Annotated in this window: 14 protein-coding genes, 3 tRNA genes and 2 pseudogenes; 13 read left to right on the plus strand and 6 right to left on the minus strand. The window is 56.1% G+C overall.

The window, feature by feature from the left end; all coding sequences use genetic code 11:
- Positions 1–12: 12 nt before the first annotated feature.
- The 6 genes from BLU76_RS09970 (at position 13) to BLU76_RS09995 (ending at position 4,540) form a co-directional block, all read left to right on the plus strand.
- Positions 13–573: a CvpA family protein gene (locus BLU76_RS09970; protein WP_030142022.1), complete on the plus strand. Its 561-nt coding sequence runs from the start codon at positions 13–15 to the stop codon at positions 571–573.
- A 41-nt stretch (positions 574–614) separates the two neighbouring features.
- Complete coding sequence (gene purF, locus BLU76_RS09975; RefSeq protein WP_063320319.1) at positions 615–2,120, plus strand: amidophosphoribosyltransferase; 1,506 nt, start codon at positions 615–617, stop codon at positions 2,118–2,120.
- Positions 2,121–2,178: 58 nt separating this feature from the next.
- On the plus strand, positions 2,179–3,390 hold the full coding sequence (locus BLU76_RS09980; protein WP_092222575.1) for an O-succinylhomoserine sulfhydrylase: 1,212 nt from the start codon (positions 2,179–2,181) through the stop codon (positions 3,388–3,390).
- Positions 3,387–4,160, plus strand: a complete 774-nt coding sequence (locus BLU76_RS09985) for an SDR family oxidoreductase (RefSeq protein ID WP_063320321.1) — start codon at positions 3,387–3,389, stop codon at positions 4,158–4,160. Before BLU76_RS09980 ends, BLU76_RS09985 begins: the two co-directional genes overlap by 4 nt.
- A 169-nt stretch (positions 4,161–4,329) precedes the next feature.
- Positions 4,330–4,405, plus strand: a tRNA-Val gene (locus BLU76_RS09990).
- Positions 4,406–4,463: 58 nt separating this feature from the next.
- Positions 4,464–4,540, plus strand: a tRNA-Asp gene (locus BLU76_RS09995).
- Positions 4,541–4,732: 192 nt separating this feature from the next.
- Here BLU76_RS09995 and BLU76_RS10000 read toward each other — a convergent pair.
- Entirely contained in the window at positions 4,733–6,016 is a 1,284-nt protein-coding gene (locus BLU76_RS10000; protein WP_092222578.1) for an NAD(P)/FAD-dependent oxidoreductase, read from the minus strand.
- Between the two features lie 183 nt (positions 6,017–6,199).
- On the opposite strand from BLU76_RS10000, the gene BLU76_RS10005 reads away from it, so the two are divergent.
- Positions 6,200–6,276 (plus strand) — tRNA-Val (locus tag BLU76_RS10005).
- Positions 6,277–6,361: 85 nt separating this feature from the next.
- Positions 6,362–7,006, plus strand: coding sequence for a hypothetical protein (locus BLU76_RS10010; protein ID WP_092222580.1), 645 nt, complete (start codon positions 6,362–6,364; stop codon positions 7,004–7,006).
- 455 nt (positions 7,007–7,461) lie between these two features.
- Here BLU76_RS10010 and BLU76_RS10015 read toward each other — a convergent pair.
- The 3 genes and pseudogenes from BLU76_RS10015 to BLU76_RS10025 form a co-directional block, all read right to left on the minus strand.
- A pseudogene (locus tag BLU76_RS10015) lies at positions 7,462–7,878 on the minus strand (type II toxin-antitoxin system HicB family antitoxin); the annotation flags it as partial.
- 29 nt (positions 7,879–7,907) lie between these two features.
- Positions 7,908–8,060, minus strand: a complete 153-nt coding sequence (locus BLU76_RS31675) for an mRNA interferase (RefSeq protein WP_256572664.1) — start codon at positions 8,058–8,060, stop codon at positions 7,908–7,910.
- A 361-nt stretch (positions 8,061–8,421) separates the two neighbouring features.
- Positions 8,422–9,291, minus strand: a complete 870-nt coding sequence (locus BLU76_RS10025) for an AraC family transcriptional regulator (RefSeq protein WP_092222582.1) — start codon at positions 9,289–9,291, stop codon at positions 8,422–8,424.
- 438 nt (positions 9,292–9,729) lie between these two features.
- On the opposite strand from BLU76_RS10025, the gene BLU76_RS10030 reads away from it, so the two are divergent.
- Together BLU76_RS10030 and BLU76_RS10035 are read left to right on the plus strand one after the other, a co-directional pair.
- A complete protein-coding gene (locus BLU76_RS10030) occupies positions 9,730–10,245 on the plus strand; it encodes a hypothetical protein (protein ID WP_256572665.1) in 516 nt (171 codons plus the stop codon).
- A 248-nt stretch (positions 10,246–10,493) separates the two neighbouring features.
- Complete coding sequence (locus tag BLU76_RS10035) at positions 10,494–10,766, plus strand: hypothetical protein (RefSeq protein WP_092222811.1); 273 nt, start codon at positions 10,494–10,496, stop codon at positions 10,764–10,766.
- 127 nt (positions 10,767–10,893) lie between these two features.
- Here the strand turns inward: BLU76_RS10035 and BLU76_RS31830 are convergent.
- A pseudogene (locus BLU76_RS31830) lies at positions 10,894–10,986 on the minus strand (transcriptional regulator); the annotation flags it as partial.
- A 189-nt stretch (positions 10,987–11,175) separates the two neighbouring features.
- Between BLU76_RS31830 and BLU76_RS10045 the strand changes: the two are divergent.
- Positions 11,176–11,721: a DUF4410 domain-containing protein gene (locus tag BLU76_RS10045; protein WP_092149304.1), complete on the plus strand. Its 546-nt coding sequence runs from the start codon at positions 11,176–11,178 to the stop codon at positions 11,719–11,721.
- Positions 11,722–11,896: 175 nt separating this feature from the next.
- Here the strand turns inward: BLU76_RS10045 and BLU76_RS30615 are convergent, their stop codons facing one another.
- Positions 11,897–12,562 carry a hypothetical protein gene (locus BLU76_RS30615; protein ID WP_139211590.1) on the minus strand — a complete coding sequence of 222 codons (666 nt, stop codon included), beginning with the start codon at positions 12,560–12,562 and terminating at the stop codon, positions 11,897–11,899.
- Between the two features lie 416 nt (positions 12,563–12,978).
- On the opposite strand from BLU76_RS30615, the gene BLU76_RS10050 reads away from it, so the two are divergent.
- A complete protein-coding gene (locus tag BLU76_RS10050) occupies positions 12,979–13,179 on the plus strand; it encodes a hypothetical protein (RefSeq protein WP_072339873.1) in 201 nt (66 codons plus the stop codon).
- 253 nt (positions 13,180–13,432) lie between these two features.
- On the plus strand, positions 13,433–13,939 hold the full coding sequence (locus tag BLU76_RS10055) for a P-loop nucleotide/nucleoside kinase family protein (protein ID WP_092222586.1): 507 nt from the start codon (positions 13,433–13,435) through the stop codon (positions 13,937–13,939).
- Positions 13,940–14,312: the final 373 nt, after the last annotated feature.

Genomic DNA, 14,312 nt, shown 5'->3' on the forward strand with positions numbered 1-14,312 from the left:
GTAGGCTGCACCGTGCCATTTACCTGGGTTGACTGGGCGATCGTTGCGATCGTCGCCATCTCCGCATTGATCAGTCTGAGTCGCGGCTTCGTCAAGGAAGCCCTCTCGCTGCTGACCTGGATCATCGCGGGAGTCGTAGCCTGGATGTTTGGTGGTTCGCTGTCCCAGTACCTCGCCGGATACATCGAAACTCCGTCGGCTCGCGTGATCGCGGGCTGTGCCATCTTGTTTATCGCCACCTTGCTGGTTGGCGCAATGATCAATTATCTGATCGGCGAACTGATTCGCGTCACCGGGCTTTCCGGGACGGACCGGTTCCTGGGCATGGCCTTTGGCGCGGCGCGTGGCGCGTTGCTGGTGGTCGTGGCCGTCGGGCTCTTGAGCCTGGGGCCGGTACAGCAGGATACGTGGTGGCAGGAGTCCCGGCTCGTGCCACAATTTCTATTGGTCGCAGACTGGTCCAAAAACCTGATCCTGGGTTGGAGTAGTCAGTGGCTTGCCAGCGGTATCAGCGTACCCGCTGAAATACCGTTCAAGGAACACCTCTTGCCGACGGCCAAAACGCCGCAGTGAGTGTTGTTCAGTTCAGATCCATTAAGTAGGGGTTGCGTCGCATGTGTGGCATCGTCGGTATCGTCGGTAAGTCGAACGTCAATCAGGCGCTGTATGACGCGCTAACCGTGCTCCAGCACCGCGGCCAGGACGCTGCCGGTATCGTGACCAGCCATGACGGCCGGTTATTCCTGCGCAAGGATAATGGCCTGGTGCGTGATGTGTTCCACCAGCGCCACATGCAGCGCCTGGTCGGTCACATGGGTATCGGCCACGTGCGCTATCCGACCGCGGGCAGCTCGACGTCGGCTGAAGCCCAGCCGTTCTACGTCAACTCGCCGTACGGCATCACCCTGGCGCACAACGGCAACCTGACCAACGTCGAGCAACTGGCCAAGGAGATCTACGAATCTGACTTGCGCCACGTCAACACCAATTCCGACTCGGAAGTGATGCTCAACGTGTTCGCCCATGAGCTGGCCCAGCGCGGCAAGCTGCAGCCGACCGAAGAAGACGTATTTGCCGCCGTGACCGACGTGCACAACCGTTGCGTGGGCGGCTATGCGGTGGTGGCAATGATCACCGGCTACGGCATCGTCGGTTTCCGCGATCCCCACGGCATCCGCCCGATCGTGTTCGGCCAGCGCCACACCGATGAAGGCGTCGAATACATGATTGCCTCCGAAAGCGTGTCCCTGGACGTGCTGGGCTTCACCCTGATTCGCGACCTGGCCCCGGGCGAAGCGGTCTACATCACAGAAGACGGCAAGCTGCACACCCGTCAGTGCGCGACCAACCCGTCCCTGACCCCGTGCATCTTCGAACACGTCTACCTGGCGCGTCCGGACTCGATCATCGATGGCGTCTCGGTCTACAAGGCCCGCCTGCGCATGGGTGAGAAACTCGCCGACAAGATCCTGCGCGAGCGTCCGGACCATGACATCGACGTGGTCATCCCGATCCCGGACACCAGCCGCACCGCGGCCCTGGAGCTGGCGAACCACCTGGGCGTCAAGTTCCGCGAAGGCTTCGTGAAGAACCGCTACATTGGCCGGACCTTCATCATGCCAGGCCAGGCTGCACGGAAAAAATCCGTACGCCAGAAGCTCAACGCCATCGAACTGGAGTTCCGCGGCAAGAACGTGATGCTGGTGGACGACTCCATCGTCCGTGGCACCACGTGCAAGCAGATCATTCAGATGGCCCGTGAAGCCGGCGCCAAGAACGTGTATTTCTGCTCTGCGGCCCCGGCCGTGCGCTACCCTAACGTCTACGGCATCGACATGCCGAGTGCCCATGAGCTGATCGCTCATAACCGTACCACCCAGGATGTGGCCGACCTGATCGGCGCCGACTGGTTGATCTACCAGGACCTGCCGGACCTGATCGAAGCGGTCGGTGGCGGCAAGATCAAGATCGAGCACTTCGATTGCGCGGTATTCGACGGCAAGTACGTCACCGGCGACGTCGACGAGGCCTACCTGAACAAGATCGAGAACGCACGTAACGATGCGTCCAAGGCCAAGACTCAGGCGGTCAGCGCGATCATCGATCTGTACAACAATTGATTAACCAACCGGCCCTGAGGGGCCGGTTTGCGTTTAAACCGATTTCAGGAGTGACAGCATGAGTCAGGATTGGGATGCCGGTCGGCTGGACAGCGACCTTGAAGGCGTAGCGTTCGATACCCTGGCGGTTCGCGCGGGTCAGCACCGTACACCGGAAGCCGAACATGGCGATCCGATGTTTTTTACCTCCAGCTACGTGTTCCGCACCGCTGCCGATGCAGCCGCACGGTTTGCCGGCGAAGTACCGGGCAACGTTTACTCGCGCTACACCAACCCGACCGTGCGGGCCTTCGAGGAGCGCATCGCCGCCCTGGAAGGCGCTGAGCAAGCGGTGGCCACTGCCACCGGCATGGCCGCGATCATGGCCGTGGTGATGAGCCTGTGCAGCGCCGGTGATCATGTGCTGGTGTCGCGCAGCGTCTTCGGCTCGACCATCAGCCTGTTCGAGAAGTACTTCAAGCGCTTTGGCGTGGAGGTCGATTATGTGCCCCTGGCGGACCTGCCTGCTTGGGATGCGGCAATCAAGGCCAATACCAAGCTGCTGTTCGTCGAGTCGCCTTCCAACCCGCTGGCCGAGCTGGTGGACATCGCCGCGCTGGCGGAAATCGCCCACGCCAAGGGCGCCATGCTGGTGGTCGATAACTGTTTCTGTACCCCGGCGCTGCAACAGCCACTGAAAATGGGCGCGGACATGGTGGTGCATTCGGCCACCAAGTTCATCGACGGTCAGGGTCGTTGCATGGGGGGCGTGGTGGCCGGTCGTGGCGAACAGATGAAAGAAGTCGTGGGCTTTTTGCGCACCGCAGGCCCCACCCTCAGCCCGTTCAACGCCTGGATCTTCCTCAAGGGCCTGGAAACCCTGGGCCTGCGCATGAAAGCCCATTGCGCCAATGCCCAGGCCCTGGCCGAGTGGCTGGAGCAGCAGGATGGCATCGAGAAGGTGCATTACGCCGGCCTCAAGAGCCATCCGCAGCATGACCTGGCCTTGCGTCAGCAACGCGGTTTCGGCGCGGTGGTGAGCTTTGAGGTCAAGGGGGGCAAGGAGGGCGCCTGGCGTTTCATCGACGCGACCCGGTTGATTTCCATCACCGCCAACCTGGGTGACAGCAAGACCACCATCACCCACCCGAGCACCACGTCCCACGGTCGCCTGTCGCCCCAGGAGCGTGAATCGGCGGGTATTCGTGACAGCTTGATCCGCGTTGCGGTCGGCCTGGAAGACGTGGCTGACCTGCAAGCCGACCTGGCCCGCGGGTTGGCGGCCTTGTGATCGAGCTGGCAACGCCACCGAGCGGCACTCATGGCCGGGTTGCCCTGGTTACGGGCGCCGCACGGGGCATCGGCCTGGGCATCGCTGCCTGGCTGATCTGTGAAGGCTGGCAGGTGGTGCTGACCGACCTGGACCGCGAACGCGGTTCCAAGGTGGCGAAGACCCTGGGCGACAATGCCTGGTTCATTGCCATGGACGTGGCGGACGAGGCGCAGGTCGCCACCGGTATCGCCGAGGTGCTTGGGCAGTTCGGGCGGCTCGACGCGCTGGTGTGCAACGCGGCCATCGCCGACCCGCACAACATCACCCTGGAAAGCCTGGACCTGGCTTATTGGAATCGGGTCCTGGCGGTGAACCTGGGTGGGCCGATGCTGCTGGCCAAGCACTGCGCGCCGTATCTGCGCGCTCACAACGGCGCCATCGTCAACCTGGCCTCGACCCGCGCTGCGCAATCGGAACCCGACACCGAAGCCTATGCGGCGAGCAAGGGCGGCTTGCTGGCCCTGACTCATGCCCTGGCCATCAGCCTCGGGCCGGAGATCCGGGTGAACGCCGTCAGCCCTGGCTGGATCGACGCGCGCGATCCCTCACAGCGTCGTGCACAGCCGCTGACCGACGCCGATCACGCCCAGCATCCAGCGGGCAGGGTAGGCACGGTAGAGGACGTGGCGGCGATGGTGGCGTGGCTGTTGTCGCGTAACGCCGGTTTTGTCACGGGGCAGGAGTTCGTGGTGGACGGCGGCATGACCAAGAAAATGATTTATGAGTGAGGAGCAGCTGCAAGTGGCGAGCTGCATGCTGCAAGCGACTATGCGGTGTTGGTGCTTCTGACTTGTAGCTTGAAGCTTGCCGCTCGAAGCTGTTTTTGAAAAAAAAACCAACCCTGCTATTGACTTAGCTTCGGTACCTGCGTAAATTTCGCGGCCTCAACGAAGCAAAGGGTGATTAGCTCAGCTGGGAGAGCGTCTGCCTTACAAGCAGAATGTCGGCGGTTCGATCCCGTCATCACCCACCATGTTTTACGAGAGTTTTGCGAAAGCAAGACGGAAGCTGTCAAAAGCCTCCACCGACGCGCAGCGGTAGTTCAGTCGGTTAGAATACCGGCCTGTCACGCCGGGGGTCGCGGGTTCGAGTCCCGTCCGCTGCGCCATATCTGCTTTGAGGCCCACTGAACGCCTTGAAGCTAAGAAGAAGCTGCAAAGCGACTTCTAATCGATAGCAAAGACCCTGGTCGAAAGACCGGGGTTTTTTGTTTTTGGTGTACTGCAATCCATATGTTGGATGCTGTGGCGAGGGAGCTTGCTCCCGCTGGGCTGCGAAGCAGCCCTTGTTGTTGGTGGCTTCAGAGCCCCAATTTATCCCGCAACCCGTAATACCAAGCCCCCAACGCCGCAAAAGGCGTACGCAACAACTGACCGCCAGGGAAAGGGTAGTGAGGCAGGTCCGCAAACGCATCAAAACGCTCAGCCTGACCCCGTAGCGCTTCCGCCAGAACCTTGCCCGCCAGATGCGTATACGTCACGCCGTGGCCGCTGCAGCCCTGGGAATAATAAATGTTATCCCCCAGTCGCCCGACCTGTGGAAGACGCGACAGCGTCAGCAGGAAATTTCCGGTCCAGGCGTAATCGATCTTCACATCCTTGAGCTGCGGGAAGGCCTTGAGCATCTTCGGACGAATGATCGCCTCGATGTTCGCCGGATCCCTCGCGCCATATACCACGCCGCCCCCGAAGATCAGGCGCTTGTCGCCGGTCAGGCGGTAGTAATCGAGCAGGTAGTTGCAATCTTCGACGCAATAATCCTGGGGCAGCAGGCTATGAGCCAACTCATCGCCCAACGGCTCGGTGGCGATCACCTGCGTGCCGCAAGGCATGGACTTGGCCGCCAACTCTGGCACCAGATTGCCCAGGTAAGCATTGCCCGCCACGATAATGAACTTGGCCCTGACCTTGCCCTGTGGCGTATGCACAACCGGGCTGGCACCACGCTCGATGCGCACCGCTGGCGATTGCTCATAAATTACCCCACCCAGCGACTCCACCGCCGCCGCTTCGCCCAGCGCCAGGTTGAGCGGATGAATATGCCCGCCGCTCATATCGAGCATGCCGCCCACATACTCATCGCAAGCCACCACCTCGCGAATACGCCGCTGATCCAGCAACTCCAACTGGGTATGCCCGAAACGCTCCCATAAGCGCTTCTGCGACTCCAGGTGGCCCATCTGTTTAGCGGTGAGGGCGGCGAATACGCCGCCGTCCTTCAAATCACACTGAATCTGATACTTCGCCACCCGCTCACGAATGATCCGTCCACCCTCAAACGCCATGTTGCCCAGCAACTGCGCCTGCTGAGGGCCAACGCTGCGTTCGATCACATCAATATCGCGGCTATAACTGTTAACGATCTGCCCGCCGTTGCGACCCGAAGCCCCAAAGCCGACCTTCGCCGCCTCAAGCACGGTGACTTTGAAACCGTTCTCCAGCAAAAACAGTGCAGAGGATAGGCCGGTGTAACCAGCGCCGATCACGCATACATCCGTCTCGACGTCATCCTGCAGGGTAGGGCGCGGAGGGGTGGGGTTGGCCGACGCGGCGTAATAGGACGCTGGATAGGATGTGTTCGCCATTCTGCAACCTCTGTTTTATATTTTTTACGAATGCAGCGATCCTACCCGAGATAAAAATCGGCCGCCAGCCACCGCCAAGTCTTCGTCGCATCGGCGAAATTAAATATTTTGCATATTCATAGGGTTAGGTGAAAAAAAGGTGTTGACACCCCTCCGGAATTCCGTAGAATGCCGCCTCACAGCAGGCACGTAGCTCAGTTGGTTAGAGCACCACCTTGACATGGTGGGGGTCGTTGGTTCGAGTCCAATCGCGCCTACCAAACAAAATCCGCTCTGCTGGGCGGTCTAGAAGGGCCCACCGAAAGGTGGGCCCTTTTTTGTTGGCGTACACATAAGGACATGGTCATGCGGGTTGTCACTTCCATAACTTTTCTTGCTTTAGCACTTGCTGGTTGCTCTGGAATACCTTCAGTTCCATACGAAGAGCCTGCTCAATCAGAGGGCGTGGCGCGTGTTCGCGTTATCACGAACTCCGATGTGTATGGAGATAGCATCGTCGGCAGTTGTGCTCCTGCTACCCGGCATAAGATGGCAGAAGCCGGACGTTTCGGGCAGGACGGTACGGCGAGCATCAACTACCCGCAGTATCCCCTGAAGTCGGCGAGCATTGGCATACCGAAAAGAGTTTGGCCCAGTCTTATCCAGTACGTCCCTGCAATTCGGATGGGGGAAGGGGCTTACAAAGAGGTCGTGACCGAGTATCGCGTCAGGACGGATCTGCCATTCCAAATTGCAACCCTGGGCGCGACCATTGCGGGCAATGGCAGCTCTTACCGGACCTGTGGTGGCCAGGCGCTCGTTTACAAGCTGGAACCCGGGAAAGACTACGAAGCAGTGGTAGGGGTGGATGGCAGACCAAGCAAAGATGGCGAGCCAGCGCTTATTTGCATGTTGGCGGTTCTTGAAGTTACCACTTTGCCTGGCACTTCGATTGTGATCCCCCAAAAGCTGACGCCTGCTGCGCCTCCGCAGGTGGTCTGCAAAAACTGATAGGCACAGCCCGCCATTGAGCGGGTTTTGCGTCTAGCAGAAACGAGAAAGCCCCGACTTGGATCGGGGCTTTTGCGTTGCGGCGGATAACGAGAGGCATAGGCGCCTCTACAGTAATCGGGGCCTTTTCGTTTTCAGCCACGCTGGGTTTTTTGTTGCTTCAAATCCTCGTCATGAGTAGGGCCCAGGTCTTCATGTTTCAGTCTCGCAAGGCTAAAAGCGTCCCAGCCAAAGTTGCTGAGGCGTTCAGAACTTTCACTGAGCCACCAGAACTTATCGTCGTCATCGTCTAGAACTACGGTTGCGAGCTTTGGTGGAACGGCGGCGTACTCCTGTGCCAGTCCAATTGGCAGGCTCAATTCATCCAAGCCTTTATTTGCAAGATGCACGAGGTAACGGGTGGCCGTCGGCTCTTGAATTTGGCGAATCAACAATTTGGTTGGGTTCTGGCTCATTACCTTGACATCAACGTAGAGTTCAAGAGCATCCAGGGCGCGCTCGACCTGATCCATTTTGGAGGTGTGAAGAAAGTCGACCAAGCGATCGCCTTGGGCCTGATGCACACCGAGCAGTCGGCACAAGTCGGCCTTTCGCATATCTCGCTCCATCATGGTGTTCCAAAGCGCGATCTTCGCCACGGTCACCGCAGGTAGATGAACAACGTGTTCGCCTTCCAGCGGGGCGGACGCCGGCGGAATCGAGCGGCGCTCATCGACGTAGATGGAGAGGGTGGATTCAATCCCGTCCAAGGCTTCGCGGATAGCGTGCTTCCGATCATCGCCGTAGCTGTTCAGCTCTGGCAGGTCGCGGCAGAACACGGCAACGCCCGGGGCGCTAACGTCCTGTTCGAATCGGATTGGATAGTCGTACATCGTCACTCCTTGGAGGTGAAGTCCAGTGCTCAGGCGTGGTGAAAGGGCTCTTCAGAGCCCAGTTGTTTAATGATCGCCTTACCGGTCGGTTCCGGCTTTTCCTTGGAACTGTGATCCGCGAGGTAGCCTTGTTGCCGTGGGAGGACTTTGAAGTGGCTTCCTTTGCCTGCTTCGAAGGCCATCCTTTGGGTCTTCAACCATCGTCTGAGCTCGCTGAGCTTCATCACTTCGCTTGGTTGCTTGGATGAGTCCACTCTACAACATTTCTGTGTTAATACAACACTTGTGTGTTGTTTGGTTCGAGCAGTGCCCGGGCCATGCAGGCCACTTTTATTCTGAAATGACGATGGACCCTACTGATCTCTGCACAGGCACAGCTACCTGGATGAACTGACGAGCAAAACGAGCATCGCGCAGACCAGCTGTTTGCAGTTGATGGATGTAAGCGGGTGCCTCTCAGCTGTGTTGCGTCGACCGGTTGAATCCACAACCCTGAACGGACATTCATCGACGTCAGTTCAGGGTCGAAAACTGCTTGCTCCGCTATTGCAGCGGAACATACACATCAGTTTGCCAGTGATCCTGCGGTGTCTCGGGATAGATGCTCAAGTAATGGAAGAACAGCGGCTGGTCACGAAGTTCCTCTCCACTGCCAGGAAGCCAATCGCGGTAAATCGGGTAGATCGTTTCGCCGATGTGATCCGGTGACCCCTCATGTCGCGCCACGGCACAGCGACCGCCGGGAATGACGATTTCGCGCACGCCGAACTCATTCGGCGCCACGGCCTCGTGAATCTCGCCGCAGATTGCGAAGCGGAATGCTTGCGCAGGTGTCGTGTCGGGGTTGCCATAGGGAATGCCAAAGCTGCGACTCGACGCCACCGGCGACTGTCCGCTCTGCTTACGCCACTCGATGAACTTACGCACGCTCTCATTGACGAGCCCGGCGGGCCCGCAGTGTTCAAATGCTGCGACCCTGACTTCAGGGAATTGCACGATTCGTATTTGCATGATGATAGTCCTGGAAAAATGAGGGATTGAGAACACCGCATTCCAGACCTGCCAGTTCGGCTCTTTCCTGAACGCACTCGGCGTCATACCGAACGCCCGCCTGAACGCCCTGCAAAAAGCCTCCGGACTTTCGAAGCCGGCACCGAGTGCGGCCTCCAGTACCGAGTGATCAGCGGTGGCGGCAAGGCGATGCGCCGCGCGTCGTAATCGCATCAGTTGCACATAACGTGAAACAGGCACGCCTACGAACGCGGTGAATTGTCGATGGAAGTGAAATTCCGAAAAGTTCGCCACATGGCTCAACGTATTCACCGACAGATCACCTTCGAGATTCTCATTAATGTAGGCGAGGACGGCGTTGAAGCGTTTTGCGTAAGCGAAGTTGGTCGACATGTCAGACACTTGGAAAAGGCTCCTGGAAGTACGGTCGGCAATAGAGTCGACTATAGCGCCGTGAACGCGCCTAGCCGCGTTTGCTCAAGGCACGTTTTGGGTTGGCACGTCTGATCTCTTCCAGGGCGATGTGAAGGGCGGGGGCATGTCAGGTGTTTACTTCTGGCCGTTCTCTGCCGGTGCTCACTGCTTCGTTTGCTGGTCAAGTCGAATGAGAAGGGAAAAAAGGATGAAAAAATTCTCAGATTTATTTTGGTACCCGCGCTTTGCGGGCCAAGTCCTATAAGTTAGTGCCCTGTAAGTGATAGTCTACGAGCTCTTCTATAAATGATATTGGATACAGTTATGACACGCTGTTTGAGGACGCTCGGAGCTAGCCTCGCTAACAGTATAGTGATCCCCGCCGCTTGGTTGTCGGGGCTTGTGACGATAGGACTCTTGTGGGGCATGATAGAGTTTTGGCCCGATAAGCTTACAGTCGAAGGACGTCAGCTCTTCCTGGCTTCTTTTTTTATTTTTTTTCTCGCCATATGGCACTTGATACGGCGCAAGCGACGAGCAAAAGCACTTGTAGCCTCCATCAACCTGAAAGAAAGTCTGAACCTTGACGACACTCGGCTGCTCGGCTATCCAAGCCCCCTATTTTTTGTCTTCGACCTCCCCAACAAGAAACTCGCTCAATGCCAAAGCGCCACCGGCGACTATCAAATTCGAGACTTCACGTGGGTGACAGGCTGGCAGTTTGAGTGGCTACGGATTGACAGCCGGGTGTCGGGCGGGGTTCTGCAAATAGTCGATGGGGCAGGCATGAGCGTTCCTGCCGACGAGCTACGGCGTAAATTCATAAAATTCTCACTGGTTCTGACGGTTGCCGATACAAGTCATCCTCCCTTCCGTTTTCCAATGAACCGGAGCGCAGCTGAAGGGTGGTGTACCCGGTGCAATGTGCTTTTCAAGAGCTAAACGAAGCATCACACCAGAAGACAATTATTTTTAGAGCTCGCGGCAGCGCTGCTATGAGGGCTCAAACGAGCGTTGCGAGAGGCATTGACGCAAATTCCTACACAAACCTCGGAAACGAGCGCATTGCAGCATTTGGGTATGCAACTTATTGTCTTTGTGTCGCACAGATGGCGATTCGGGTTTGGCGACTCGATTGAATGAAGCGCAGAAGCTCCTGCTCCTAAATCAATTGAATGAAGGTACTGCTCATGCCCCGATACATGCCCATCACCGGCATCGACTGCATCCCCGCAACTCTGCTCATCGACACCGAAGCGCCTCTGGACGTCCTTTTCGAAACCGCCGATTACCGCATCCGCACGGTGACCCAAGTCTTGGAAAATATCGCGTTTCGCTCGGACATCAGCTCAGACACGGTGGTGCTGACGGATTTTTGTAAATTGCTGACCACATCGTTACGTGATGGTTGTGATGTCATGGATGTGATTGGAAGACGATTGCGGGCGCAGGCGGCGGAATAATGAAGACGAGCGACTTATAAGCCGCCCGTTTCATAAGAGGAGAACAGGGACAGACTACGATTATGAGACCGACCGATTTTACAAGCGAACTCAAAATCGTGGTTTGTCCCGGTGTCTAATCCGTTCGTCAGGCAGGTGAATGATTAGCTGCATGCCCAGGCTGCGCATGAAGATCAATGCCTAGCGCATGAATGACCTTGAGTACGGTATCGGGGTAGGGAAGAAAATGGGGGCAGCCCATGACCTGTGAACTCAAACCATGGTCTGTCGCCAGTCTTTGCTGACCTCGTCCTTGCCTCGTAGCAGCGAAGTAATGGTGCTAAATTCTGCGCGTCCAGCGTACGGGCCCATCTGGCTCGGCGGGATATTTAACGCCTCTCTCAACCGATTTTGTGGATATGGAAATTCAATGAGCACATCCAAGCTTTCGATTACGCTGTCCTGCGCTGCAGCTGTTTTGATGTTGAGCGGATGCGCTGCCTCTGTAAAAAGCGGCGGGACTGAAACGCTCGTCATTCAGGAGTCAGCCAAGCAGAACCTGGTCGTAAACTTTCAAGGCAATAGCAAGGTTCAACAAAACGAGGACTGGCCTCGCTTGAAACAAGAGTGGAATGACGCCCTGCACGTCGAAGCGACTCGCGCCGGCTACAGCCTTAAAGAGGCTCAGGCATCAAGCCTCGACGGCAAGGACGGTGTCGGTATCAAGATCAACGTGACCAATTTCCGTTACCTGACCCCAGGTGCTCGCTACGGAGCCGGGGTCATGGTGGGAAATGCGTGGGTCAATTCCAGTGCAGACTACTCGGACTTGAAATCGGGTCGCCTGATTGGAACTCGCACCTATGACACGTCGTCGTCTGCTTGGGAAGGTGTCATGTCGGCTATGACCAAAGAGCAGGTTCAGGCTATTTCTCAGGAAATCATCAGTGATATCAAGAGCGCAAAAGCCAAGTAATGCGATCCTGGCTAATCAGCGGCGATGACCGGGGCGGTGTCAATCTGATGCACGCCGCTGTTGATCTTTCGGAAAGCGGATAGGTAACAGGGAAAACGGGGACAGGTCACGATTATGAGATTCAGATGAATTCAAAATCGTGGTCTGTTCTAGTTTTTAGTGCGTGGCTAGTCCTCTATTCTAGTTTTTCAATGTCTCCGTTTGAAGTTTTGAAGTAGCTTATTATGTCTTTCGGTTGCAAGCCGGAGATTATTTTCATATCGTTGAGGCTGTTGAAATGAAAAAGCTTTAGTTCTTCTGCGTATGTGGCGACAATGGTTTCGTCATTTTCAAGGTGGCATACATACATGTTGTGAAATGGGGGGCGCGTTTCGGGCCAGTCATGGGGCTTGGTGGTGGTGGATGGTATTGGGCCAGCGAACGTTTGATTGTTTCCTGATTTGAAGTCTTCAGTTAGATTTCCTGTATAGAATTCTAGGTGGCCGATAACGTACTCTATTTTTCGAGTGCGAGGTGATGCGGACGGAAAGTGATAAAAGTCATTAAAGTCTCGGACTAGACAAGAGTCCGTGTCGCTGTAGTTTCCTGCGGCCTGGTTCCCCTTGAAAATTTTCCATGATTCCCAGTAGGTTATAGTTTTGTTTGGGGTTTTTTCTATAAAAACTTTGTCTACCAATGAGAATTCTCTTGTTGTAATGGTGACTTTTTGTACTAGATATCCATCTGATGTGGGGTTGTTAATGGCAAATGAGCATTTCCAACTTACATCTCTTCCTTGTGTTCTGCTAGGCAAGTCCAGAGAAACTATTGCGATTCTAGGTTTGTCTTTCATCAATTCCATATGTGCGATCTCCAGAAGGTATTACTTTTCGGACTCCAAGAACCTTAGCTGACTCATGGTTGAACGCCTGATCACCGGTGGAGTAGACCAAGGCTCCAGTATGATCGATACCACGACAGGTCACGAACGCTGGTGTCTTGTGAGAGTGGTCCTTAGCTATCCAACTCTCCGAACTGGGAGCATAGCTGCGTATGGAAAAATCGTAAGGCTGCGATCGTGGGGCGAGCCGATTGCAAGTGAGCTCAAAATTGTGGTGTGTTCCCAGTTTTCTTTTTTGCTCGAAACCTTGTCGCCCAGTCTTGTACCGAGAGCGCGAATGGTTGGCCGTTAGCCGGGTCTGGACACCTGCGTAGTGGTCTGGCGTGATGTAATCGCGTCGAAGCTGATGAAACAACGGGCCCGAGGAAGGTTAATCAATGCCAAAGAAACAGCAGGAAAGCAAAGCAGCGACGGCTGCTGACATTGAGCGCTCCATCCAGGCACTGAACAAGATGGCTGAACGCCTCTGGGGCGATGGTCGGGAGGCTGAGGCGAAAGCCCTGCTCGATGCCTTGGACGCTTTAAACAGGGCGCTCGACAGGATCAGGATCGGGGAGAGTCGCAGGGTTCTTCATTGAGGCGTGAAGGAAAAGTGAAGAACACGGAGTCGGCGTACCTTTGGCGCGCAAAGAAAAGCCCGACTGGGGAGGCCGGGCTGAAAGGGTTTCACAAGGAGCTGAGGTAACCATAGGCGCTCGGCTGTGAAAGGAATGTGAAAGATTGCGTTCAGTACGAGTTTTAAAATCGTGGTCTGCTCCTGGTTTCTGAAATCGAGCAATCTCTACCGCATGCGGCCTACACTGGGCTAGCTCTCTAATCGAAGGACATGGAATGCTCATCGTCTTTAGCGGCCTTCCCGGCACCGGAAAAACGACTATCGCCAATGATCTTGCCGCTACGACAGGCGCCGTGTACCTGCGGATCGATACTATTGAGCAGGCGATTCGAAACTCGGGCGCTCTTGCGCAAGACGTAGGGCGCAGTGGCTACATGGTCGCCAATGAGCTTGCGCGGAGTAATCTCCGTTTGGGCCGCACAGTCATCGTTGATTGTGTCAATCCCGTTCTCGAAAGCCGAGTCGCGTGGAGCGAAATCGCCTCACAGGCGAGTAGCCGATTGGCAAACATCCAAGTGATTTGCTCCGATAAAGATGAACATCGGCGCCGGGTCGAAACAAGGAGGGTTGATATTCCCGGGCTGACGCCACCCACTTGGCAGTCGGTACTGGATCATGAATATGAGCCGTGGGAGGAAGCTCCGTTTTGCATAGACACAGCCTTGATCTCTCCGGTGCAAGCGGTCTCGATGATCATCGACCGATTTCTGCCCAGTGAGTAGCGTCGGCTAAGTCTAAGGTGGCAAGGAGTGATTTCATCACAAATTAAACGACCAGCGGTACAGAAGCCGATAGTATGTTCTCTACCGATTTCAGCGGCACTCTATACGCACCGATCTGCACGCTCTCCCAAGTTAACTGATTGTCAATAAAGACTTTTTACATTCTTCAAGAAGGTTGGATGCGCATTGCTTTCAGCGTTGCAGCGCAAAAATAGCTTACAGAAATAGCCTGTCCGACTTGCAGTCGTCGTCCGACTGTCAATGTTGACAGGTTTCAAGATGCTTTTTTCTACTTATAACCATCACGGAGGAGTTGCCGAAGTCGTCAATAACATAGAGGCAGTTTTTCTCTAGGAACGCCCGAGCAATTTAG

Source organism: Pseudomonas sp. NFACC08-1 (assembly GCF_900106735.1).
Taxonomy (GTDB): domain Bacteria; phylum Pseudomonadota; class Gammaproteobacteria; order Pseudomonadales; family Pseudomonadaceae; genus Aquipseudomonas; species Aquipseudomonas fluorescens_Q.

Coding starts and splice junctions, on each gene's coding strand:
- purF (WP_063320319.1), top strand. CDS start 615: ATGTGTGGCATCGTCGGTATCGTCGGTAAGTCGAACGTCAATCAGGCG.
- BLU76_RS09980 (WP_092222575.1), top strand. CDS start 2,179: ATGAGTCAGGATTGGGATGCCGGTCGGCTGGACAGCGACCTTGAAGGC.
- BLU76_RS10000 (WP_092222578.1), bottom strand. CDS start 6,016: ATGGCGAACACATCCTATCCAGCGTCCTATTACGCCGCGTCGGCCAAC.
- BLU76_RS10010 (WP_092222580.1), top strand. CDS start 6,362: ATGCGGGTTGTCACTTCCATAACTTTTCTTGCTTTAGCACTTGCTGGT.
- BLU76_RS31675 (WP_256572664.1), bottom strand. CDS start 8,060: ATGGCCTTCGAAGCAGGCAAAGGAAGCCACTTCAAAGTCCTCCCACGG.
- BLU76_RS10030 (WP_256572665.1), top strand. CDS start 9,730: ATGATAGAGTTTTGGCCCGATAAGCTTACAGTCGAAGGACGTCAGCTC.
- BLU76_RS10035 (WP_092222811.1), top strand. CDS start 10,494: ATGCCCCGATACATGCCCATCACCGGCATCGACTGCATCCCCGCAACT.
- BLU76_RS10045 (WP_092149304.1), top strand. CDS start 11,176: ATGAGCACATCCAAGCTTTCGATTACGCTGTCCTGCGCTGCAGCTGTT.
- BLU76_RS30615 (WP_139211590.1), bottom strand. CDS start 12,562: ATGGAATTGATGAAAGACAAACCTAGAATCGCAATAGTTTCTCTGGAC.
- BLU76_RS10050 (WP_072339873.1), top strand. CDS start 12,979: ATGCCAAAGAAACAGCAGGAAAGCAAAGCAGCGACGGCTGCTGACATT.
- BLU76_RS10055 (WP_092222586.1), top strand. CDS start 13,433: ATGCTCATCGTCTTTAGCGGCCTTCCCGGCACCGGAAAAACGACTATC.